General features: G+C 62.5%; 29 protein-coding genes. All 29 read right to left on the bottom strand.

Annotated elements, in window-relative coordinates; genetic code table 11:
* Positions 1-205: 205 nt before the first annotated feature.
* The 29 genes from FJ958_RS02995 to rpsJ all read right to left on the bottom strand — a co-directional run bounded on the left by FJ958_RS02995 (position 206) and on the right by rpsJ (position 17,909).
* Positions 206-1,513 carry a replication-associated recombination protein A gene (locus FJ958_RS02995; protein WP_140739224.1) on the bottom strand — a complete coding sequence of 436 codons (1,308 nt, stop codon included), beginning with the start codon at positions 1,511-1,513 and terminating at the stop codon, positions 206-208.
* Between the two features lie 58 nt (positions 1,514-1,571).
* Positions 1,572-3,065, bottom strand: a complete 1,494-nt coding sequence (locus tag FJ958_RS02990) for a DegQ family serine endoprotease (RefSeq protein WP_140739221.1) — start codon at positions 3,063-3,065, stop codon at positions 1,572-1,574.
* 181 nt (positions 3,066-3,246) lie between these two features.
* The gene (gene rplQ / locus FJ958_RS02985) at positions 3,247-3,678 is read right to left on the bottom strand and encodes a 50S ribosomal protein L17 (protein ID WP_140739218.1); all 432 of its coding nucleotides are present in this window, start codon (positions 3,676-3,678) and stop codon (positions 3,247-3,249) included.
* Between the two features lie 104 nt (positions 3,679-3,782).
* Positions 3,783-4,793 (bottom strand): DNA-directed RNA polymerase subunit alpha, encoded by a 1,011-nt coding sequence (locus FJ958_RS02980; protein ID WP_006205443.1) that lies wholly within the window; start codon positions 4,791-4,793, stop codon positions 3,783-3,785.
* A 100-nt stretch (positions 4,794-4,893) separates the two neighbouring features.
* Entirely contained in the window at positions 4,894-5,283 is a 390-nt protein-coding gene (gene rpsK / locus FJ958_RS02975; protein WP_006205444.1) for a 30S ribosomal protein S11, read from the bottom strand.
* A gap of 154 nt (positions 5,284-5,437) precedes the next feature.
* Entirely contained in the window at positions 5,438-5,806 is a 369-nt protein-coding gene (gene rpsM / locus FJ958_RS02970; protein WP_006205445.1) for a 30S ribosomal protein S13, read from the bottom strand.
* Positions 5,807-6,025: 219 nt separating this feature from the next.
* The gene (locus tag FJ958_RS02965) at positions 6,026-6,622 is read right to left on the bottom strand and encodes an adenylate kinase (protein ID WP_140739215.1); all 597 of its coding nucleotides are present in this window, start codon (positions 6,620-6,622) and stop codon (positions 6,026-6,028) included.
* Positions 6,619-7,959, bottom strand: a complete 1,341-nt coding sequence (secY, locus tag FJ958_RS02960) for a preprotein translocase subunit SecY (RefSeq protein WP_140611537.1) — start codon at positions 7,957-7,959, stop codon at positions 6,619-6,621. The genes FJ958_RS02965 and secY overlap by 4 nt, the downstream gene beginning before the upstream one ends.
* A gap of 193 nt (positions 7,960-8,152) precedes the next feature.
* Positions 8,153-8,626: a 50S ribosomal protein L15 gene (gene rplO / locus FJ958_RS02955; RefSeq protein WP_140739212.1), complete on the bottom strand. Its 474-nt coding sequence runs from the start codon at positions 8,624-8,626 to the stop codon at positions 8,153-8,155.
* Positions 8,627-8,648: 22 nt separating this feature from the next.
* Entirely contained in the window at positions 8,649-8,846 is a 198-nt protein-coding gene (gene rpmD / locus FJ958_RS02950; RefSeq protein WP_006205449.1) for a 50S ribosomal protein L30, read from the bottom strand.
* Between the two features lie 24 nt (positions 8,847-8,870).
* On the bottom strand, positions 8,871-9,440 hold the full coding sequence (gene rpsE / locus FJ958_RS02945; protein ID WP_027046810.1) for a 30S ribosomal protein S5: 570 nt from the start codon (positions 9,438-9,440) through the stop codon (positions 8,871-8,873).
* An 81-nt stretch (positions 9,441-9,521) separates the two neighbouring features.
* Entirely contained in the window at positions 9,522-9,881 is a 360-nt protein-coding gene (gene rplR / locus FJ958_RS02940) for a 50S ribosomal protein L18 (protein ID WP_140739209.1), read from the bottom strand.
* Between the two features lie 140 nt (positions 9,882-10,021).
* A complete protein-coding gene (gene rplF / locus FJ958_RS02935) occupies positions 10,022-10,555 on the bottom strand; it encodes a 50S ribosomal protein L6 (protein WP_010909283.1) in 534 nt (177 codons plus the stop codon).
* Positions 10,556-10,643: 88 nt separating this feature from the next.
* The gene (rpsH, locus tag FJ958_RS02930; protein WP_006205453.1) at positions 10,644-11,042 is read right to left on the bottom strand and encodes a 30S ribosomal protein S8; all 399 of its coding nucleotides are present in this window, start codon (positions 11,040-11,042) and stop codon (positions 10,644-10,646) included.
* A 12-nt stretch (positions 11,043-11,054) separates the two neighbouring features.
* Positions 11,055-11,360, bottom strand: coding sequence for a 30S ribosomal protein S14 (gene rpsN, locus FJ958_RS02925; RefSeq protein ID WP_010909282.1), 306 nt, complete (start codon positions 11,358-11,360; stop codon positions 11,055-11,057).
* Positions 11,361-11,387: 27 nt separating this feature from the next.
* Complete coding sequence (rplE, locus tag FJ958_RS02920; protein ID WP_051355275.1) at positions 11,388-11,966, bottom strand: 50S ribosomal protein L5; 579 nt, start codon at positions 11,964-11,966, stop codon at positions 11,388-11,390.
* Entirely contained in the window at positions 11,959-12,273 is a 315-nt protein-coding gene (gene rplX / locus FJ958_RS02915) for a 50S ribosomal protein L24 (protein WP_140611529.1), read from the bottom strand. The genes rplE and rplX overlap by 8 nt, the downstream gene beginning before the upstream one ends.
* A gap of 12 nt (positions 12,274-12,285) precedes the next feature.
* Positions 12,286-12,654, bottom strand: a complete 369-nt coding sequence (rplN, locus tag FJ958_RS02910; RefSeq protein ID WP_006205457.1) for a 50S ribosomal protein L14 — start codon at positions 12,652-12,654, stop codon at positions 12,286-12,288.
* Positions 12,655-12,738: 84 nt separating this feature from the next.
* On the bottom strand, positions 12,739-12,978 hold the full coding sequence (gene rpsQ, locus FJ958_RS02905; protein ID WP_010909280.1) for a 30S ribosomal protein S17: 240 nt from the start codon (positions 12,976-12,978) through the stop codon (positions 12,739-12,741).
* Positions 12,979-12,989: 11 nt separating this feature from the next.
* Positions 12,990-13,190, bottom strand: coding sequence for a 50S ribosomal protein L29 (gene rpmC, locus FJ958_RS02900; RefSeq protein ID WP_006205459.1), 201 nt, complete (start codon positions 13,188-13,190; stop codon positions 12,990-12,992).
* A gap of 13 nt (positions 13,191-13,203) precedes the next feature.
* Positions 13,204-13,617, bottom strand: coding sequence for a 50S ribosomal protein L16 (gene rplP / locus FJ958_RS02895; protein WP_010909279.1), 414 nt, complete (start codon positions 13,615-13,617; stop codon positions 13,204-13,206).
* A 27-nt stretch (positions 13,618-13,644) separates the two neighbouring features.
* Entirely contained in the window at positions 13,645-14,373 is a 729-nt protein-coding gene (gene rpsC / locus FJ958_RS02890; protein ID WP_140611528.1) for a 30S ribosomal protein S3, read from the bottom strand.
* Entirely contained in the window at positions 14,373-14,762 is a 390-nt protein-coding gene (gene rplV, locus FJ958_RS02885) for a 50S ribosomal protein L22 (protein WP_140739206.1), read from the bottom strand. Before rplV ends, rpsC begins: the two co-directional genes overlap by 1 nt.
* 2 nt (positions 14,763-14,764) lie before the next feature.
* Positions 14,765-15,043: a 30S ribosomal protein S19 gene (gene rpsS, locus FJ958_RS02880; protein WP_006205463.1), complete on the bottom strand. Its 279-nt coding sequence runs from the start codon at positions 15,041-15,043 to the stop codon at positions 14,765-14,767.
* Positions 15,044-15,059: 16 nt separating this feature from the next.
* The gene (rplB, locus tag FJ958_RS02875) at positions 15,060-15,893 is read right to left on the bottom strand and encodes a 50S ribosomal protein L2 (RefSeq protein ID WP_010909276.1); all 834 of its coding nucleotides are present in this window, start codon (positions 15,891-15,893) and stop codon (positions 15,060-15,062) included.
* A 22-nt stretch (positions 15,894-15,915) separates the two neighbouring features.
* Positions 15,916-16,209, bottom strand: coding sequence for a 50S ribosomal protein L23 (locus tag FJ958_RS02870; RefSeq protein WP_006205465.1), 294 nt, complete (start codon positions 16,207-16,209; stop codon positions 15,916-15,918).
* Complete coding sequence (rplD, locus tag FJ958_RS02865; protein ID WP_140697830.1) at positions 16,206-16,826, bottom strand: 50S ribosomal protein L4; 621 nt, start codon at positions 16,824-16,826, stop codon at positions 16,206-16,208. Before rplD ends, FJ958_RS02870 begins: the two co-directional genes overlap by 4 nt.
* Positions 16,826-17,539, bottom strand: a complete 714-nt coding sequence (gene rplC, locus FJ958_RS02860) for a 50S ribosomal protein L3 (protein ID WP_140739203.1) — start codon at positions 17,537-17,539, stop codon at positions 16,826-16,828. Before rplC ends, rplD begins: the two co-directional genes overlap by 1 nt.
* A gap of 61 nt (positions 17,540-17,600) precedes the next feature.
* Entirely contained in the window at positions 17,601-17,909 is a 309-nt protein-coding gene (gene rpsJ / locus FJ958_RS02855) for a 30S ribosomal protein S10 (RefSeq protein WP_006205468.1), read from the bottom strand.
* Between the last annotated feature and the right edge of the window lie 34 nt (positions 17,910-17,943).

The raw sequence follows: 17,943 nt of genomic DNA, 5'->3' as shown, positions 1-17,943 counted from the left end.
CGCGCGAAGCGCGATCCTGTTGCGAATGAGTGATGCCAAAATCACGGCAACGACCACCGCCCGGTCGTGCGCCTTGATAAGGTTTTTTGGGTCACCACACAACGGCCCGTGGGGGCGAAGGGCGCATGGAGAACAACCGATAGTGAAATGCCCCAGGGCGAAGCCTCGGCCCGAAGCGTGACGACCACCGGGCCACGCAAGACAGCTATTCCCGTTCCTTACGCAGCTTCGCCCAGTAGTCGAGCCGCTTCCGGATATCGCGCTCGAAACCACGCTCGGGTGGATCGTAGAAGGTCTGGCGGCCCATCTTCTCCGGAAAATAGTCCTGCCCGGAAAAGGCGTCCGGCTCGTCATGGTCGTAGCGATAGCCCGCGCCGTAATCTTCCTCTTTCATCAGCTTGGTCGGCGCGTTGAGGATGTGCTTCGGCGGCAGCAGCGAGCCATGCTGCTTGGCTGCCTGCGTGGCCGCCTTGAAGGCGGTGTAGACGGCATTGGATTTCGGTGCGGTGGCGAGATAGACGGTGGCCTCGGCAAAGGCAAGTTCGCCCTCCGGCGAGCCAAGATAGTCGTACGCGTCCTTGGCCGCATTGGCCACCACCAGCGCCTGCGGGTCGGCAAGGCCGATGTCCTCCATCGCCATGCGGACCAGGCGGCGGCCGAGATAGAGCGGATCCTCGCCGGCATCGAACATGCGGGCGAGATAGTAGAGCGCGGCATCCGGATCCGAGCCGCGCACCGACTTGTGCAGCGCCGAGATCAGATTGTAATGGCCGTCCTGACCCTTGTCGTAGATCGGCGCGCGGCGCTGGACGATGCGCTGCAACCCTTCGGGATCGAATACCTCGCCAGGCTTGGCGGCACGCCAGACTTCCTCGGCGAGGGTCAGGGATGCGCGTCCGTCGCCATCACTCATGCGGATCAGCATCGCCCGCGCATCGTCATCGAGCGGAAGCGCCCTGCCCTCCGCTTCCTCCGCCCGCGTCATCAGCTTGGCGATGCTCTCCTCGCCGAGCGAATGGAAGACCATGACCCGCGCGCGGGATAAGAGGGCCGCGTTGAGTTCAAAGGAGGGGTTTTCGGTCGTAGCGCCCACCAGGACGACTGTTCCATCCTCCATGACAGGGAGAAAGGAATCCTGCTGGGCGCGGTTGAAACGATGGATCTCGTCGACGAAGAGCAGGGTCTGACGGCCGTTGGCGCGGCGCAGCTTGGCCGCCTCGAACACTTTCTTGAGGTCGGCGACGCCTGAGAAGACCGCCGATATCTGCTCGAAGGCAAGGCTGGTCTCACCGGCGAGCAACCTTGCCACCGTGGTCTTGCCAGTGCCAGGCGGCCCCCAGAAGATCATCGAGCCGAGTGAACCGGAGCCGATCAGCCTGGTCAGTGCGCCATCGGGGCCGGTCAGATGCTCTTGGCCGACGACCTCGCCAAGGTTTCTCGGCCGCAGCCTGTCGGCCAGCGGCCTTCCGGGCGGCGCCTTTTCCGGTTCGTCAACGCTGAACAGATCGGCCATCTACATCTTCAGGTTGGGGCCTGTCTTCAAGTTGGAGCATGACCCTCGCGGGCTGAACTCAGTAACGCAACACCTGGCGCAGTATCTGCCCGCCGCGCTCGACGGTAAAGCGCCACCAGCGCGTATCCTGCTGGGCTACCTGCGCCAGAGTTGCGGCGGTGTCGATTGTGGTGCCGTTGACCTCGCGCACGATGTCGCCCGGCTGGAAGCCGAAATCCGCAGCCGGCGAATCGCGGTTGATGTCGATCACCGTCACGCCCTTGAGATCAGTGCGCAGGCCAAGCTTCTGGGCCAGCCGCGGCGACAGCTCCGCGACCTTGGCGCCCGAGAACGGGCTGCGGCCATGCAGCGCCACCTCGGAGGCTTTCGCCCCCTCCGGCGCGCGCTCCAAGGCTATGTCCATTGCCGCCTGCTTGCCCTTGTTCAGGATCGCGAAATTCGCCTTGGTGCCGATCGACAGCGTCGCCATGCGATAGTCGAGCGCCTCGATGCTCTCGACCGGCTTGCCGTTGACCTGCAGCACGACATCGCCCGGCTTCAGCCCCGCCTTGCCCGCCGGGCCGGTGGCGTCGACCGAAGACACCAATGCCCCGGTCGGCTTCTCCATGCCGAGCGATTCGGCGATCTGCGGCGTCACCGCTTCGAACTCGGCGCCGATGTAGGGACGTTCGAAGAAGTCGAGCCCTGCCTTCGCGGCGTCGGCGAAAGCCCGCACCATATTGGCGGGGATGGCAAAGCCGATGCCGATCGAGCCGCCGCTGCGGCTGTAAATGGCGGTGTTGATGCCGACCAGCTGGCCGCCCATGTTGATCAGCGCGCCACCGGAATTGCCGGGATTGATCGCGGCGTCGGTCTGGATGAAATAGCCTGAATCCGAGACGCCGATATGGCTGCGGGCAAGCGCGGAAACGATGCCGCTGGTGGTGGTCTGGCCGACACCGAAGGGATTGCCGATGGCCAGCACCAGATCGCCGACTTCGAGCGCGTCGGAATCGCCGATGGCGATGACCGGGAACGGCTTGTCGGCTTCGATCTTGAGCACGGCGAGATCGAGCGTCTCGTCCTTCAGCATCACCTTGCTGGTGAATTCGCGCCCGTCGGCGGTCGCCACCTTGACCTCGTCGGCATCCTTGATGACATGAAAATTGGTGACGATGACACCGCTCGGATCCACCAGCACGCCCGAACCCAGCGAGGACTGCGCACGCGGCTGCGCGCGGCCGAAAAACTCCTCGAAGAACGGATCACCTTCGAAGGGCGATGTCACCTTGGCAGTTTGCGAGGCATAGACATTGACTACGGCCGGCGCCGTCTGCTTGACCAGCGGCGCGAACGAAAGTTGCACCTCGTCGCGGCCGAAAGGCACGCGCTTGTCCGGACCCGAGGTGGCGTTTTCACCTTCAACGCCATGCAGCAGATCAGTCAGCACGTCCGACAGGCCCGGATCGGCGGGCTTCGCGGCGTCTTCAGCCAGAGCCTGCCGGACTGCCGGTGCGGCTGCGAACACCATGAAGGCGCAGAGCAGAACTAGGGGCAGTCTTTTGGCGCGCATTCGCGAATCCTCCAAGCGAGTTCGGGCGCATTGTCCCGACGATTGTGCAAAATGAAAGGCTAAGCTGCTGAAATCCGATTATTTTCGCGCCAGCGGACTATTGTGCGCGCGCTTTGGCGAGTTCCAGATATGAAAAAGGGGCCCCGCAGGCCCCTTCAATTCACTCTGGAAAGACGAAGCCTTACGCGGCCGCGGCTTCCTCGTTGGCGCCTTCGGCCTCGATGCGGGCGCGGTCGCCGGCGCCCTTGGCCGAGATGTCGCGATCGACGAACTCGATGACGGCCATCGCGGCATTGTCGCCGTGACGGAAGCCCGCCTTCATGATGCGCAGATAGCCGCCGTTGCGGGTGGCGTAGCGCGGGGCGATGATGTCGAACAGGCGCTTGACGACGCCTTCGTTGCCGATCTGGGCGATCACCTGGCGGCGGGCGTGCAAGTCGCCGCGCTTGCCGAGCGTCACCAGCTTCTCGACGATCGGACGCAGGTCCTTCGCCTTCGGCAGGGTGGTGACGATCTGCTCGTGTTCGAGCAGCGACACGGCGAGATTGGCAAACATCGACTTGCGGTGGCTGATGCTGCGGGCGAAGCGGCGGCCTTTGAAACCGTGGCGCATAGCTCTTTTCCTTCTTCAGTTGTTCAAGAGGCCACGGCCTCTGATGGTTTTCCGCATGACCGTCGGATCGAGCGGCTTACGCCGCCGATCCTTGGAATTCATGCTCAATATTGATCTTCGTAACGCTTGGCGAGGTCTTCGATGTTTTCCGGCGGCCAGTCCGGCACTTCCATCCCGAGGTGCAGGCCCATCGCCGCCAAGACTTCCTTGATCTCGTTCAGCGACTTGCGGCCGAAGTTCGGGGTGCGCAGCATCTCGGCTTCGGTCTTCTGGATGAGGTCGCCGATGTAGACGATGTTGTCGTTCTTCAGGCAGTTGGCCGAACGCACCGAAAGCTCGAGTTCGTCGACCTTCTTGAGCAGCGCCGGGTTGAAGGCGAGCTCGGTGACGGCTTCCGCCGCGACTTCCTTCTGCGGCTCGTCGAAGTTGACGAACAGGCCAAGCTGGTCCTGCAGGATGCGGGCGGCGAAAGCCACCGCGTCCTCGCCCGAGATCGAACCGTCGGTCTCAATGGTCATGGTCAGCTTGTCGTAATCGAGAACCTGGCCCTCGCGGGTGTTCTCGACCTTGTAGGAGACCTTCTTGACCGGCGAATAGAGGCTGTCGACCGGGATCAGGCCGATCGGCGCGTCCTCGGCGCGGTTGCGCTCGGCCGGCACGTAACCCTTGCCGGTGTCGACGGTGAATTCCATGCGGATCTCAGCGCCTTCGTCCAGCGTGCAGATGACGTGATCGGGATTGAGGATCTCGACGTCGCCAACCGTCTGGATGTCGCCGGCGAGAACCGCACCCGGTCCCTGCTTGCGAACGACCATGCGCTTGGGGCCATCACCTTCCATGCGGATGGCGATTTCCTTGATGTTGAGAACGATGTCGGTCACGTCCTCGCGCACGCCGGCGATGGACGAGAATTCATGCAGAACACCGTCGATCTGCACGGCGGTGACAGCCGCGCCGCGCAGCGAGGACAGAAGCACGCGACGCAGCGCGTTGCCGAGGGTGAGGCCAAAGCCCCGCTCGAGCGGCTCGGCGACCAGCGTGGTCAGCGTCTTCTTTTTCGACGAGAACTCGATCTTGTTCGGCTTGATCAGTTCCTGCCAATTTTTCTGGATCATGATGCTTTCCTTCCGTTGACCCGCCACCATCCAATCGTGGCGGGCGACCTGGAATGCCGCGGAAGAACGCTTTGGAGCGTTCGCGCGGCGTTCATAACTGTTAGACGCGGCGCTTCTTGCGCGGGCGGCAGCCATTGTGCGGGATTGGCGTCACATCACGGATCGACGTGATGGTGAAGCCGGCCGCCTGCAGGGCGCGCAGCGCCGATTCACGACCGGAGCCAGGTCCGCACACCTCGACTTCGAGCATGCGCATGCCGTGCTCCTGGGCCTTCTTGGCAACATCCTCGGCGGCCATCTGGGCGGCGAACGGGGTCGACTTGCGCGAACCCTTGAAGCCCTGGGCGCCGGCCGACGACCAGGCGATCGAATTGCCCTGTGCGTCGGTGATGGTGATCATCGTGTTGTTGAAGGTCGAATTGACGTGGGCAACGCCCGACGAGATATTCTTGCGTTCGCGACGGCGAACACGAGCGGCTTCCTTGGCCATGATAGTCCTTTCAGTTGATCTCTACACCGCCGTAATGCCAGCGGCTCCACCTTCGTAAGGGAGTAGGGGAATAGGGCAGTAAGGCAGTAGGGAAATTGATTGCCCGATCCGCGGACCATTCCCTACTGCCTACTGCCCTATTCCCTTCCCCTGATTACTTCTTCTTGCCGGCGATCGACTTGGCCGGGCCCTTGCGGGTACGCGCATTGGTGTGCGTGCGCTGGCCGCGAACCGGCAGCGAGCGGCGGTGACGCAGGCCGCGGTAGCAGCCGAGGTCCATCAGCCGCTTGATGTTCATCGACACTTCGCGGCGCAGGTCGCCCTCGACCTGATAGTCGCGGTCGATGGTTTCGCGGATCTGCAGCACTTCCGCGTCGGTCAGCTGATTGACGCGGCGCTCGGCCGGGATGCCGACCTTGTCGACGATCTCCTGGGCGAACTTCTTGCCAATGCCGTGAATGTACTGAAGCGCGATGACGACGCGCTTGTTGGTCGGAATGTTGACGCCGGCTATACGAGCCATATTCTTCTCTTCTCCATATGGGCCGGCCAACCTTCAAAAACAAGGCAGGTCCGGCGCTGTCCAAATTGCCCCGCGTCCGGTGGAGGCCGGCCCTTGCGGGTGTTTCCAGTTCAAAGCAACCGCCTTGCCCTTGCGGACAAGCAAAGTTCACGCCTGATAGGAAGACGGGCCGCCATACCGCAGCGGACCGTCCCCGTCAAGCTTAATCTTTAAATTCCCTTACCGCGCCTTCGCGGCGGCCGCGAGCACGGTTTCTATCTCGGCGGTTACCGCGTCCATGCTGGCCATGCCATCGACAGTCTTGAGCCTGCCCTTGGCGTAGTAGTAGCCCGTCAGCGGAGCGGTCTTCTTGTAGTACTCCCGCAGACGCTCTTCGAATACCGCGGGGTTGTCATCCTTGCGCACCGGCTGCCCGGCCGCCTTTGCATCTTCGGCGCGCTTGACGATGCGGCCGACCAGGGCCCTGTCGTCGACAACCAGCTCGATGACCGTGTCCAGGCCGATGCCACGCTCCGAAAGCATCGATTCAACCGCATCGGCCTGCACCAGCGTACGTGGGTAGCCGTCGAGGATGAATCCCTTGGCGCAGTCGGCCTGGTCGATTCGCTCGGCAACGATGGCGTTGACGATGGCGTCAGACACCAGTTCACCGGCATCCATCACCGCCTTGGCACGCTTGCCGACTTCGGTACCGGCCTGCACGGCGGCACGCAGCATGTCTCCCGTCGAAAGCTGGGGTATGCCGTGTTTTTCTACCAGTCTTTGTGCTTGTGTCCCCTTGCCCGCCCCTGGCGGCCCAAGCAAAATCAACCTCATCTGGCTTTCTTCCCCCCGCGCAGCTTCGACTTCTTGATCAGGCCTTCGTACTGGTGCGCGATCAGGTGACCCTGAATCTGCGCAACCGTATCGAGCGTGACACTGACCACGATCAGAAGCGATGTGCCACCAAGGTAGAATGGTACGCCAGTCGCCGAGATCAGGAACTCCGGCAGCAGGCACACCAACACCAGATAGATGGCGCCGACGACGGTGATGCGGGTGAGAACGTAATCGATATAGTCGGCGGTGCGCTCGCCCGGACGATAGCCCGGGATGAAGCCCGAATGCTTCTTGAGCTGGTCGGCGGTGTCCTTCGGGTTGAAGACAATCGCAGTGTAGAAGAAGGCGAAGAACACGATCATCGCCGCATAGAACGCCATGTAGAGCGGCTGGCCGTGGCCAAGCGAGGCCAGGATGGTGCTCGCCCAGGCCGGCATGTTGGTCGTCTGCGAGAAGCCGGCGATGGTGGCCGGCAGCAAGAGCAGCGACGAAGCGAAGATTGGCGGAATGACGCCAGACGTGTTGAGCTTGAGCGGCAAATGCGAGGTGTCGCCCTGGAACATGCGGTTGCCGACCTGACGCTTCGGGTACTGGATCAGCAGGCGGCGCTGGGCGCGCTCGAAGAACACGATGAGCGCGATGACGACGATGGCCAGAACGATGATCGCCAGGATCAGGCCGGTCGACAGGGCGCCGGTGCGGCCGAGTTCCAGCGTGCCGGAAATGGCATGTGGCAGGCCGGCGACGATGCCCGAGAAGATGATCAGCGAAATGCCGTTGCCGATGCCGCGCGCGGTGATCTGCTCGCCAAGCCACATCAGGAACATGGTGCCGCCGACCAGCGTGACGACGGTCGAGATGCGGAAGAACATGCCGGGATCGCTGACGATGCCGTTGCCGTTCTCCAGCCCCACTGAAATGCCGTAGGCCTGCACCAGCGCGAGCAGCACGGTGCCGTAGCGCGTGTACTGGTTGATGACCTTGCGGCCCTGTTCGCCTTCTTTTTTCAGCGCTTCCAGCGATGGGATGACCGACGTCATCAGCTGCATGATGATGGAGGCGGAGATGTAGGGCATGATGCCGAGCGCAAAGATTGCCATGCGCTGCACGGCACCGCCGGCGAACATGTTGAACATGCCAAGCACGCCCTTGCTCTGCGAGGAGAAGGCATGGGCGAAAGCGTCTGGATTGATACCGGGAAGCGGGATGTAGGTGCCGAGGCGATAGACGAGCAACGCGCCGATGGTGAACCAGATGCGTTTCTTCAGATCCTCCGCCTTGGCGAAGGCCGAGAAATTCAGATTCGAGGCTAGTTGTTCAGCAGCCGAAGCCATACCTGATTCTCCGCTTGGTAACGCTTGATGGCCCGTGAGGTCAGGCGGCGCGTTTCACCGAAGCTCACGAGATAAGCTCCGGGCTGTAAACATGCAAGCGGCCGCGTTGACGCGGCCGCCTAATTGAGCAGATCAAAGCGCAATCGTGAGTAAAAACAAATCCCACTCTTGCCGATCGCGCTTCAAATTGCCGTTACTCGGCCGCTGCCTTTTCGGGCAACTTGACCGAACCGCCGGCCTTCTCGATCTTCTCGATCGCGGCCTTGGAGGCACCGGCGACGTCGAAGGCCAGCTTGGCCTTGAGTTCGCCATCCGACAGCACGCGCACGCCGTCCTTGACGCGGCGGATGACACCGGCGGCGACAAGCGCCTCGGCCGTCACGGTTGCCTTGGGATCAAGCTTCTTGGCATCGACGGCTTCCTGGATGCGGGCCAGCGAGACGACAACGAAGCTCTTGGCGAAGATGTTGTTGAAGCCACGCTTCGGCAGGCGCCGATAGAGCGGCATCTGGCCACCCTCGAAGCCGTTGACGGCGACGCCGGAGCGCGCCTTCTGGCCCTTGACGCCGCGACCCGCGGTCTTACCCGAGCCGGAACCGATGCCCCGGCCGAGACGCTTCTTGGAATGCGTCGCGCCGTCCTTGTCACGCAGATCGTTGAGTTTCATCTTACTTCTCCTGCGCTTTGGGTCAGCCCTCGTCCACGACGCGGACGAGATGCTGAACGGCGGCGATCATGCCGCGCACGGAAGGTGTATCTTCCAGCGTGCGCTGCTTGTGCATCTTGTTGAGGCCGAGGCCGACCAGCGTCGCGCGCTGTTCTTTCGGGCGGCGGATCGGCGAACCGATCTGCTCAACGGTGATGGTCTTGGTTGCTTTCTTGGCCATGGTCAAAATCCCTGGTCAGATCGACTATTCTTCAGCCGCAACGGCGGTGCCGCGGCGGGCCTGAAGGGTCGAATACTTGATGCCGCGCGCGGCAGCCACATCCTTGGGATGCATCTGGCTCTTCAGCGCGTCGAAAGTGGCGCGAACCATGTTGTACGGGTTCGACGAACCCATCGACTTGGCGACCACGTCATGCATGCCGAGCGTCTCGAAGACGGCGCGCATCGGGCCGCCGGCGATGATGCCAGTACCCTGCTTGGCGGCGCGCAGCAGCACGCGTCCGGCGCCCCAACGGCCCTCGACGTCGTGGTGCAGCGTGCGGCCCGAGCGCAGTGGCACGAAGATCATGTCGCGCTTTGCCGACTCGGTTGCCTTGCGGATCGCTTCCGGCACTTCGCGCGCCTTGCCGTGACCGAAGCCGACGCGGCCCTTCTGGTCGCCGACGACGACGAGTGCGGCAAAGCCGAAGCGGCGGCCACCCTTGACGACCTTGGCGACGCGGTTGATGTGGACCAGCTTGTCCACCATGCCGTCGTCACGCTCTTCGCGTTCACGCTCGCGGCCGCGGCCGCCTTCCCTACGTTCCTGTGCCATATCCTGTTCCTTGTTCTTTTCCGGAAGCACGGGTTGCTGATTGCCGGCGCCGCTTTGGGTCGCCGACGGTGAAAGTCATTCTCAGAAGCTCAGGCCGCCTTCGCGAGCAGCTTCCGCCAGCGCCTTGACGCGGCCGTGATAGATATAGGCGCCACGGTCGAAGACGACTTCCTTGACGCCGGCCTTGGTGGCGCGCTCGGCGATCAGCTTGCCAATCGCGGCGGCGGCGGCGGTGTCAGCCCCGGTCTTGAGCGAACCCTTGAGGTCCTTCTCGAGCGTCGAGGCGGCGGCGATGGTGTGGCCCTTGGCGTCGTCGATCACCTGAACATAGATGTTCTTCGAGGTGCGATGGACCGACAGACGGGGACGCTCGCCGGCGACTTTCCTGATCTGACGGCGCACGCGCTGCGCGCGGCGCTGTGTGGCTTCCTTGGTACCCATGATGGTCTTCCTTGCCTTCAAAAAACGGGGGCCGCCCTGTGCGGTAGGCAAAAGCGCCTCCCGCGACCGCTCCCCGCGGCGTTACATTTCTTTGGCTTGGTCCTTTCCGAAAAGTCTGCAACTTTTCGGGGCCAAGCCCACTACTTCTTCTTGCCTTCCTTGCGGACGATCTTCTCGCCAGCATAGCGGACACCCTTGCCCTTGTAAGGCTCGGGACCACGGTATTCGCGGATCTCCGCGGCGACCTGGCCAACCTGCTGCTTGTCGATGCCGGTCACGGTGATTTCCGTCGGCTTCGGCACAGCGATGGTGACACCAGCCGGCGTCTCATAGACGACGTCGTGGCTGAAGCCAAGGGCGAGCTGCAGGTTCTTGCCCTGCATGGCGGCGCGATAGCCGACGCCGGTGATCTCGAGCTTCTTTTCGAAGCCGTCCTTGACGCCATGCAGGATGTTGACGATCTGCGTGCGCGACATGCCCCACTTGGAGCGGGCCGTCTTGGTCTGGTCGCGCGGCTGGACAGCGATCTCGCTGCCTTCCATCTTGACCAGGACTTCGTCGTTCACCACGAACTTCAGCTCGCCCTTCGGGCCCTTCGCCGTCACGGTCTGGCCGTTGACGGTCGCGGTCACGCCCTGCGGCAGCGAAACGGGTTTCTTTCCAATACGAGACATTTTGTTGTCCTCGTCACTTCTCTTGTTTCAGGTCTCTGTCTTCGGAACGATCCGAAGACCGGATTCCACTTTGCGGTCAGCTGCCGGATCAGAAGATCTGGCAGAGGATCTCGCCGCCGACGTTCTGTTCGCGTGCTTCGTGGTCGGCCATCACGCCCTTCGGTGTCGAAAGGATGGCGATGCCAAGGCCGTTGGCGACGTGCGGGATCGACTTGGCCGAGACGTAAACGCGGCGGCCCGGCTTCGAAACGCGGGCGATTTCGCGCACGACCGGCGCACCGTCGAAATACTTCAGCTCGATTTCGATTTCGGACTTGCCGTTGTCGAAGTCGGTCTGGCTGTAGTCGCGGATGTAGCCTTCAGCCTTCAGCACGTCGAGGACGCGGGTACGCAGACGCGAGGCCGGCGTCGAGACACTCGACTTCTTGCGGCCGTAGGCGTTGCGGATGCGGGTCAGCATATCGCCGAGAGGATCGCTCAATGACATGTTATGTCCTCCTTACCAGCTCGACTTGACCAGGCCCGGGATCTGGCCGTTATTGCCGAGATCACGAAGCGCGATGCGCGATACTTTGAGCTTGCGATAGTAGGCACGCGGACGGCCGGTGACTTCGCAGCGGTTGCGGATGCGGATCTTGGCCGAGTTGCGCGGCAGGGCAGCAAGCTTCAGCTGAGCGCGGAAACGCTCCTCCATCGGCTTGGACTGATCCATGATGATCGCCTTCAGCGCGGCGCGCTTGGGACCGTACTGGTCGGCAAGCTTGCGGCGCCTGTTGTTCTTCTCGACTGAGCTGGTCTTTGCCATTTCAGATTTTTCCTTTTCTCGCTGCCGTTACTGGCGGAAGGGGAAGTTGAAGGCCTTGAGCAATGCCCTGGCTTCGTCGTCCGTCTTCGCAGTCGTACAAACGATGACGTCCATGCCCCAGATCTGATCAACCTTGTCGTAGTTGATCTCCGGGAACACGATGTGCTCCTTGATGCCCATGGCGTAGTTGCCACGGCCATCGAAGCTCTTGGGGTTCAGTCCGCGGAAGTCGCGGACGCGCGGCAGCGCGATGTTCACGAGGCGGTCGAGGAACTCGTACATACGTTCCTTGCGCAGCGTGACCTTGGCGCCGATCGGCATGTTCTCGCGGACCTTGAAGCCAGCGATCGAATTGCGGGCGCGGGTGACGACGGCCTTCTGGCCGGCGATCATCGCCAGGTCCTCGGCCGCGACCGAAGGCTTCTTGGAATCGGCGGTCGCTTCGCCGACGCCCATGTTCAGCACGATCTTGTCGAGGCGCGGAACCTGCATGTCGTTGTCGTAGCCGAACTGCTCCTGCAGCGCCTTGCGGATGGTCTCGTTGTAGACCTGCTTCAGGCGTGGCGTGTTGGCGGCAGTCGCCTGCTTGGTTTGAGCCTTAGCCATTGATGACTTCTCCCGAGCGCTTGGCGACGCGCACTTTCTTGCCGTCCTTCTGGAAGGTGAAACCGACGCGGGTCGGCTTGCCATCCTTGGGGTCGGCCAGCGCGATATTCGACAGGTTGATCGGCGCTTCCTTGGTGATGATCCCGCCCTCTTGGGACTGGGTCTGCTTCTGGTGACGACGGATCATGTTGACGCCGCGCACAAGCGCGGTGTCATCCTTCGGCTGAACCGAGAGGACTTCGCCCGAACGGCCCTTGTCCTTACCGGCAAGCACGACGACCTTGTCGCCTTTTCTGATCTTTTGCATTGGTCCGGCTCCTTACAGCACTTCAGGCGCGAGCGAGATGATCTTCATGTGGTTCTTGGCGCGGAGTTCGCGCGGAACCGGTCCGAAGATACGCGTGCCGATCGGCTCTTTCTTGTTGTCGACGAGAACGGCCGCGTTCTTGTCGAAACGGATCACGCTGCCGTCCGGGCGGCGGATGTCCTTGGCCGTGCGAACCACGACCGCCTTCATCACATCGCCCTTCTTAACGCGGCCGCGCGGAATGGCTTCCTTGATCGACACCACGATGATGTCGCCCACGGAAGCGTATTTCCGCTTCGAGCCGCCCAGCACCTTGATGCACATGACACGACGCGCGCCGGAGTTATCCGCGACGTCGAGGTTTGTTTGCATCTGAATCATGACTGGCCGCCTTCTTCTTTTCTAACGGGACGGGCTCGAAGCCCCTCCCCGGTCTGTCCAAAATTCGTTGTTTACGCCCAGAGGTCAGGCTTGGTCCGAAGACACGACGATCCAGCGCTTGTCCTTGGAAATCGGCTTCGATTCCTGGATGAACACCTGATCGCCAACCTTATGGGCGTTGTTCTCGTCGTGCGCCTTGTACTTCTTGGTCATGCGCACGGTCTTCTTCATCACGGGATGCGTGAAGCGCCGTTCGACCTTGACGACAACCGTCTTCTCGTTCTTGTCGCTGACGACGGTGCCCTGCAGAATGCGCTTTGGCATGGTTTTCGTCCTTAAGCCTTCTTGGCCGCGGACTTTTCCGCAGCGATGGTCTTGATACGCGCAATGTCCTTGCGGACCTGCCTCACGCGCGCGGTCTTCTCGAGCTGGCCGGTGGCCTTCTGGAAGCGCAGGTTGAACTGCTCCTTCTTCAGGCTGGCCAGGTCGTCGGTCAGCTGGTCCTGGGTCTTGGTCCGGATGTCTTCGGCTTTCATGATCAGCCCGTCCTTATTCTGCGATGCGCTGTACGAAGCGCGTCCTGACCGAGAGCTTGGCCGCGCCGAGACGCAGCGCCTCACGGGCGGTTTCTTCACTGACGCCGTCGATCTCGAACATGATGCGGCCCGGCTTGACGCGCGCCGCCCAATAGTCGACCGCGCCCTTACCCTTGCCCATGCGGACTTCGGTCGGCTTCGACGTGACCGGCAGATCCGGGAAAATACGGATCCAGACGCGGCCAGCGCGCTTCATTTCGCGAGTGATCGCGCGGCGGGCCGCCTCGATCTCACGCGCGGTGACGCGGTTCGGCTCAAGCGCCTTCAGCCCGAAACCACCGAAATCCAGATTGGTGCCGCCCTTTGCGGTACCATGGATGCGGCCCTTGAACTGCTTGCGGAACTTTGTGCGCTTTGGCTGCAGCATCGTTCTAACTCCAAATTCCTAAATGTCTCAGGCGTTCTCGCGACGACGACCGCGTTCGCGCTCGCCACCACCGCCGCCATGCGAATGATCACCCTCGGTGGCGCGACGCTCCGAAGCCATCGGGTCGTGCTCGAGGATCTCGCCCTTGAACACCCAGACCTTGACGCCGCAGATGCCGTAAGCCGTATTCGCCTCGGCCGTGCCGTAGTCGACATCGGCGCGCAGCGTGTGCAGCGGCACGCGGCCTTCGCGGTACCATTCCATGCGCGCGATTTCGGCGCCGCCGAGACGGCCCGAGCAGTTGATGCGGATGCCTTCGGCACCGAGGCGCATCGCCGACTGCACGGCGCGCTTCATGGCGCGGCGGAACGCGATGCGGCGCTCGAGCTGCTGGGCGATCGACTGGGCGACCAGGGTCGCGTCGATTTCCGGCTTGCGCACTTCGACGATGTTGAGGTGCGTTTCGGACTTCGTCATCTCCATCAGCTTCTTGCGAAGCTTTTCGATGTCGGCGCCCTTCTTGCCGATGATCAGACCCGGGCGCGCGGCATGGATGGTGACGCGGCACTTCTTGTGCGGACGCTCGATCACGACCTTCGAGATCGCGGCCTGCTTGAGTTCCTTCTCAAGATACTTGCGGATCTTGATGTCCTCATGCAGCAGCTTGCCGTACTCGCCGGTGTTCGCGAACCAGCGCGAATCCCAGGTGCGGTTGATGCCGAGGCGAAGACCGATCGGATTGACTTTCTGGCCCATTATGCGGCCTCCCCTTTTTCTTCGACTTCACGAACGACGATCGTGAGGTGCGAGAACGGCTTCTCGATACGGCTGGCGCGACCACGGCCACGAGCATGGAACCGCTTCATGACGATCGACTTGCCGACATAAGCTTCCGCCACGACCAGCGCATCGACATCGAGGTCGTGGTTGTTTTCCGCGTTGGCGATCGCCGACTCCAAGGTCTTCTTGACCGTGCCGGAAATCCGCTTGGCCGAGAATTCGAGGTCGGAAAGCGCTGTCGCGACCTTCTTGCCGCGGATCAGCGCGGCAACCAGGTTCAGCTTCTGCGGGCTGATACGGATCGTGCGCAGAACGGCGCGCGCTTCGTTGTCAGCAAGACTGCGCGGAGCTTTGGCCTTGCCCATGATTATTTCCTCTTCGCCTTCTTATCCGCGCCGTGACCGTAGTAGGTCCGCGTCGGAGCGAATTCACCGAACTTGTGACCGACCATGTCCTCGTTCACGGAGACGGGAACATGCTTCTGGCCGTTGTAGACACCGAAGGTGAAGCCGACGAACTGCGGCAGGATGGTGGAGCGACGGCTCCACATCTTGATCACCTCATTGCGACCACCTTCACGAACCTTGTCCACCTTCTTGAGAAGGTAGCCGTCGATGAAGGGGCCTTTCCAAATCGAACGAGTCACTTGGCGTTACCTCTTCTTAGCTCTTGCGCTGATGGCGCGAGCGCAGGATGAACTTGTCGGTCGCCTTGTTGGACCGCGTCTTCTTGCCCTTGGTCGGCTTGCCCCACGGGGAAACCGGATGGCGACCACCGGAGGTGCGGCCTTCGCCGCCGCCGTGCGGATGGTCAACCGGGTTCATGGTCACGCCGCGATTGTGCGGACGCTTGCCGCGCCAAACCGTGCGGCCTGCCTTGCCGTCGTTGATATTGCCATGGTCCGGGTTCGACACGGCACCGACGGTGGCCATGCAGGAGCCGTGAACGACACGCTGCTCGCCCGAGTTGAGGCGTAGGATCGCCATGCCCTGGTCGCGGCCGACGAGCTGGGCGTAACCGCCAGCCGAACGGGCAACCTGGCCGCCCTTGCCCGGCTTCAGCTCGATATTGTGGACGATCGTGCCGACCGGCATCGAGGCCAGAGGCATCGCATTGCCCGGCTTCACGTCGACCGCTTCGCCGGCCACGATCTTGTCGCCGGCGGCAAGGCGCTGCGGAGCGATGATGTAGGACAGCTCACCATCGTCATACTTGATCAGCGCGATGAAGGCGGTGCGGTTCGGATCGTATTCAATGCGTTCGACCGTGCCGACGACGTCGAACTTGCGGCGCTTGAAGTCGATGATGCGGTACGAACGCTTGTGACCACCGCCAATAAAACGGGCGGTGATGCGGCCGTAGTTGTTGCGGCCGCCCGACTTGGTCAGGCCTTCGGTCAGACCCTTGACGGGCTTGCCCTTGTAGAGGCCCGAGCGGTCGACGATGACCAGCTGGCGGGTGCTCGGCGTTACCGGGTTGAATTTTTTCAGTGCCATGTTCTTGTCCTCGCGGCCTTGCTCAGAGACCCGTCGCGACGTCGATCGACTGGCCGTCGGCCAGCGTCACAACCGCCTTCTTGACGTCGCTCTGGCGGCCGATCGTGCCGCGGAAGCGCTTGATCTTGCCCTTGCGGACAAGCGTGTTCACGGCCATCACCTTGACGCCGAACAGCGCTTCGACGGCGGCCTTGATTTCCGGCTTCGACGCCTTCTTGGCGACGTTGAAGACGACCTGGTTCTGCTCGGAAGCCATGGTCGACTTTTCGGTGATCGCCGGGCTGACGATCACGTCGTAGTGACGAAGGTCGGTCATTTAAAGCGCTCCTCGAGAGCCTCGACGGCGGCCTTGGAAAGGACCAGCGTGCCGCGGCGCAGAATGTCGTAGACGTTGATGCCCTGGATGGGCAGCACGTCGATGTTGGGGATGTTGGTCGCGGCCAGCTTGAAGTTCTGATCAAGCTCGGCGCCACCAATCACCAGGGCGTTGGTCAGGCCCAGCGTCGCGAAATTCGCGACCAGTGCCTTGGTCTTGGCCTCGGTCAGCTTCAGCTCGTCGATAACGATGATCGAAGCGCTCTTGGCCTTGGCCGAGAGGGCGTGCTTGAGGCCAAGCGCGCGAACCTTCTTCGGCAGATCGTGCTCGTGGCTACGGACGACCGGGCCGTGGGCCTTGCCGCCGCCGCGGAACTGCGGAGCGCGTGCCGAATGGTGACGAGCGCGGCCCGTACCCTTCTGCTTGTACATCTTGGCGCCGGTGCGCGCGATTTCGGCGCGGCCCTTGGCCTTGTGTGTACCCTGCTGCTTCTTGGCAAGCTGCCAGCGCACGACGCGCTGGAGGATGTCCTCGCGCGGATCAAGGCCGAAAATCTCCTCGGAGAGTTCCACCTTGCCGGCGTCCTTGCCGCCAAGCGTTGTGATCTTGAGATCCATTATTCCGCTCCCTCTGTGGCCGGAGCCTCATTCTTCGTGGCGACGCGGACCGCGGCGGGCTTCGGCGCATTGGCCGGAAGCGCGACCTTGGCGGCATCGCGAACCAGGATCCAGGCGCCCTTCGACCCGGGAACCGCTCCGCGGATCAGGATCAGGCCGCGATCGGCATCGGTCGAGACGATCTCGACGTTCTGCGTGGTGACGCGGGTATCGCCCATGTGGCCGGCCATGCTCTTGCCCTTGAACACCTTGCCGGGGTCCTGGCGCTGGCCGGTCGAGCCGTGCGTACGGTGCGAAACCGAGTTACCGTGGGTCGCGCGGCCACCACCCATGTGGTGGCGCTTGATGACGCCCTGGAAACCCTTGCCGATCGTCGTACCGGTGACATCGACCTTCTGGCCGGCGACAAAGTGCTCGACCGTGATCTCGGCGCCGACATCGATCATGTTGTCGGCGGAGACGCGGAACTCGGCGAGCTTCGCCTTCGGCTCGACGGAAGCGGTCGCGAAATGGCCGCGCATCGCCTTCGACGTGTTCTTCACCTTGGCGAGGCCAACGCCGAGCTGAACGGCGGTGTAGCCATTCTTCTCCTGCGTGCGCTGCGCCACGACCTGGCAGTTCTCCATCTGGAGAACGGTGACGGGAACATGTTCCCCGGCATCGTTATAGATGCGGGTCATTCCCACCTTCTTTGCAATCACACCTGAACGCATCGGTTCAATTCCTTTAGAGTTCCGGGCCAGGGGCACCGCCCCTTACCGCGCTCTCGTTCCCTTAGAGCTTGATCTCGACGTCGACGCCGGCAGCCAGATCGAGCTTCATCAAAGCATCGACGGTCTGCGGGGTCGGATCGACGATGTCGAGCAGACGCTTGTGCGTGCGCATCTCGAACTGCTCGCGGCTCTTCTTGTCGACGTGGGGCGACCGGTTCACCGTGAACTTTTCGATCCGCGTCGGCAGCGGAATGGGGCCGCGGACGTTGGCGCCGGTGCGCTTGGCCGTCGACACGATTTCGCGCGTCGAGGCGTCGAGCACCCGGTGGTCAAACGCCTTCAGGCGGATGCGGATATTCTGTCCGTTCATGCGTCACTTCCTTGTTCTGGCGCGGCGCGGGCAA

The sequence above is a fragment of the Mesorhizobium sp. B2-3-5 genome (assembly GCF_006442395.1).
GTDB lineage: Bacteria > Pseudomonadota > Alphaproteobacteria > Rhizobiales > Rhizobiaceae > Mesorhizobium.
This window is presented reverse-complemented; position numbering and strand designations above follow the sequence as displayed.

Coding starts and splice junctions, on each gene's coding strand:
- rpmD (WP_006205449.1), bottom strand. CDS start 8,846: ATGGCCAAGAAAGCAACCAAGACCATCACCGTTGAGCAGATCGGTTCG.
- rpsM (WP_006205445.1), bottom strand. CDS start 5,806: ATGGCTCGTATAGCCGGCGTCAACATTCCGACCAACAAGCGCGTCGTC.
- rplX (WP_140611529.1), bottom strand. CDS start 12,273: ATGCAAAAGATCAGAAAAGGCGACAAGGTCGTCGTGCTTGCCGGTAAG.
- rplQ (WP_140739218.1), bottom strand. CDS start 3,678: ATGCGCCACGGTTTCAAAGGCCGCCGCTTCGCCCGCAGCATCAGCCAC.
- rplE (WP_051355275.1), bottom strand. CDS start 11,966: ATGGCTAAGGCTCAAACCAAGCAGGCGACTGCCGCCAACACGCCACGC.
- rpsJ (WP_006205468.1), bottom strand. CDS start 17,909: ATGAACGGACAGAATATCCGCATCCGCCTGAAGGCGTTTGACCACCGG.
- FJ958_RS02990 (WP_140739221.1), bottom strand. CDS start 3,065: ATGCGCGCCAAAAGACTGCCCCTAGTTCTGCTCTGCGCCTTCATGGTG.
- rplB (WP_010909276.1), bottom strand. CDS start 15,893: ATGGCACTGAAAAAATTCAACCCGGTAACGCCGAGCACCCGCCAGCTG.
- rplR (WP_140739209.1), bottom strand. CDS start 9,881: ATGGGTACCAAGGAAGCCACACAGCGCCGCGCGCAGCGCGTGCGCCGT.
- FJ958_RS02965 (WP_140739215.1), bottom strand. CDS start 6,622: ATGAGGTTGATTTTGCTTGGGCCGCCAGGGGCGGGCAAGGGGACACAA.
- rpsE (WP_027046810.1), bottom strand. CDS start 9,440: ATGGCACAGGAACGTAGGGAAGGCGGCCGCGGCCGCGAGCGTGAACGC.
- rplN (WP_006205457.1), bottom strand. CDS start 12,654: ATGATTCAGATGCAAACAAACCTCGACGTCGCGGATAACTCCGGCGCG.
- rpsK (WP_006205444.1), bottom strand. CDS start 5,283: ATGGCCAAGGAAGCCGCTCGTGTTCGCCGTCGCGAACGCAAGAATATC.
- rplO (WP_140739212.1), bottom strand. CDS start 8,626: ATGAAACTCAACGATCTGCGTGACAAGGACGGCGCGACGCATTCCAAG.
- rplD (WP_140697830.1), bottom strand. CDS start 16,826: ATGGATCTCAAGATCACAACGCTTGGCGGCAAGGACGCCGGCAAGGTG.
- rpmC (WP_006205459.1), bottom strand. CDS start 13,190: ATGAAAGCCGAAGACATCCGGACCAAGACCCAGGACCAGCTGACCGAC.
- FJ958_RS02980 (WP_006205443.1), bottom strand. CDS start 4,793: ATGATCCAGAAAAATTGGCAGGAACTGATCAAGCCGAACAAGATCGAG.
- secY (WP_140611537.1), bottom strand. CDS start 7,959: ATGGCTTCGGCTGCTGAACAACTAGCCTCGAATCTGAATTTCTCGGCC.
- rplF (WP_010909283.1), bottom strand. CDS start 10,555: ATGTCTCGTATTGGAAAGAAACCCGTTTCGCTGCCGCAGGGCGTGACC.
- rpsH (WP_006205453.1), bottom strand. CDS start 11,042: ATGTCATTGAGCGATCCTCTCGGCGATATGCTGACCCGCATCCGCAAC.
- rplP (WP_010909279.1), bottom strand. CDS start 13,617: ATGCTGCAGCCAAAGCGCACAAAGTTCCGCAAGCAGTTCAAGGGCCGC.
- rpsC (WP_140611528.1), bottom strand. CDS start 14,373: ATGGGCCAGAAAGTCAATCCGATCGGTCTTCGCCTCGGCATCAACCGC.
- FJ958_RS02995 (WP_140739224.1), bottom strand. CDS start 1,513: ATGGCCGATCTGTTCAGCGTTGACGAACCGGAAAAGGCGCCGCCCGGA.
- rpsQ (WP_010909280.1), bottom strand. CDS start 12,978: ATGCCAAAGCGCATTCTGCAGGGCACCGTCGTCAGCGACAAGAACGAG.
- rplV (WP_140739206.1), bottom strand. CDS start 14,762: ATGGGCAAGGCCAAAGCTCCGCGCAGTCTTGCTGACAACGAAGCGCGC.
- FJ958_RS02870 (WP_006205465.1), bottom strand. CDS start 16,209: ATGACCGACCTTCGTCACTACGACGTGATCGTCAGCCCGGCGATCACC.
- rpsN (WP_010909282.1), bottom strand. CDS start 11,360: ATGGCAAAGACCAGCTCAGTCGAGAAGAACAACAGGCGCCGCAAGCTT.
- rplC (WP_140739203.1), bottom strand. CDS start 17,539: ATGCGTTCAGGTGTGATTGCAAAGAAGGTGGGAATGACCCGCATCTAT.